Source organism: Xanthomonas sp. SHU 199, from assembly GCF_000364665.1.
In the GTDB taxonomy this organism is placed as follows: domain Bacteria; phylum Pseudomonadota; class Gammaproteobacteria; order Xanthomonadales; family Xanthomonadaceae; genus Xanthomonas_A; species Xanthomonas_A sontii.
On sequence record NZ_AQOI01000571.1, the window covers coordinates 1 to 1397 of the forward strand.

Genomic DNA, 1397 nt, shown 5'->3' on the forward strand with positions numbered 1-1397 from the left:
GCCTGCGCGTTGGTGCCGAAGGCGGCGCTGTTCTGCCCGGCGGCCACCGCGCCGCTGCCGACTGCGGTCGCCCCGCTGTTGAGCGCATCGGCGCCGGCGCCGAGCGCGGTGCTGCCGTTGCCGATGGCATTGGCGGCCTCGCCGGCGGCGAGCGCGTCGTTGCCTTCGACGTAGGCGCCGGCATCGCTGTTGCCGGCGCTGGCCTGCAGGTACTTGCCGGCCTCCTGCAGCTGCGCCACGTTGACCGCGTCGGTGGCTTCGGTGCCGGCGGCGACGCTGGTGATCTGCCGGGTCAGGCCGTTGCCGACATCGCCGACCGACACGCTGTTGTCGCGCGCGGCGTAGGAATGCGCGCCGAGCGCGACCGCATTGGTCGGCGCCTGGTTGCGCGCATCGTCCAGCCAGGTGCTGACCCGCGCGCCGTAGCCGATCGCGGTGGCATCGCTGCCGTTGGCCTGGCTGTCGGTGCCGAGCGCGGTGCCGTTGTTGTTGTAGATCGACGTCACCGCACGTGCGCCCAGCGCGACGCTGTCGGGGTTCCAGGCGGTGGCCTTGTAGCCCAGCGCGATGCCGCTGTCGCCGGCGGCCAGCGCATAGCTGCCCAACGACACCGTGCGCGGCGCGAACGAACCGGCGCTGTGGCCGATGGCGACCGAATCGACGTTGCCCGGCAGGTTCGGGAACACGTTGGCGTTGTAGCCCAGCGCGATCGCGTAGTCGGACTGGCTCTGCGCGCCGGCGCCCAGGGCGATGCCGCCGACGCCGGTGGCGGCGGCGATGCCCACGCTGTTGCCGGCGCTGGCCGCGGCGGTGCTGACGCCGCCCACGGCGACGCTGTCGGTGCCGCTGGCCAGCGCGTTCATGCCCATCGCCACCGCACTGGTGGCGGTGGCGCGCGCGCCGATGCCCATCGCGGTGGCGTAGTCGCCTGCGGCGCGAGCGCTGTAACCCACCGCCGTGCCCAGGTCGCCGGCCACTTCGGACAGGCCGCCGACCGCGGTGGCGCCATCCTTGAAGGTCTGCGCGTGATAGCCCAGCGCGGTGCTCTGCACACCGCCGGCCGAGGTGCCGGTGCCGACCGCGGTGGTCAGCGGATCCAGCGCCTGCGCGCCGCCGCCGACCGCGGTGGCGGCCACGCCCAGGGCCTGGGTGGTCTGCTCGCGGCTGCCGACGATGAAGCCGTTCTCGTCGTACTCGTACACCGTCGCGGTGCTGCCGATGGCCGTGGCCGAGGTGCCGACCGCCGTGGCATCGGTACCGACCGCACTGGCGTGGGCGCCGCTGGCGACCGCGCCGCTGCCCAGCGCCGAGGCGCCGAGGCCGGCGGCGGTGCTGGTGGACCCCACGGCGGTGGTGTAGTCGCCATCGGCCAGCGCATCGGCGCCGGCGGCGGTGGC

At 74.6% G+C, this 1397-nt stretch carries 1 protein-coding gene; it reads right to left on the minus strand.

Annotated elements, in window-relative coordinates:
• Positions 1-1397 (minus strand): hypothetical protein (locus D183_RS0116910; RefSeq protein ID WP_017910041.1); only part of this gene is annotated, 1397 nt, incomplete at both ends.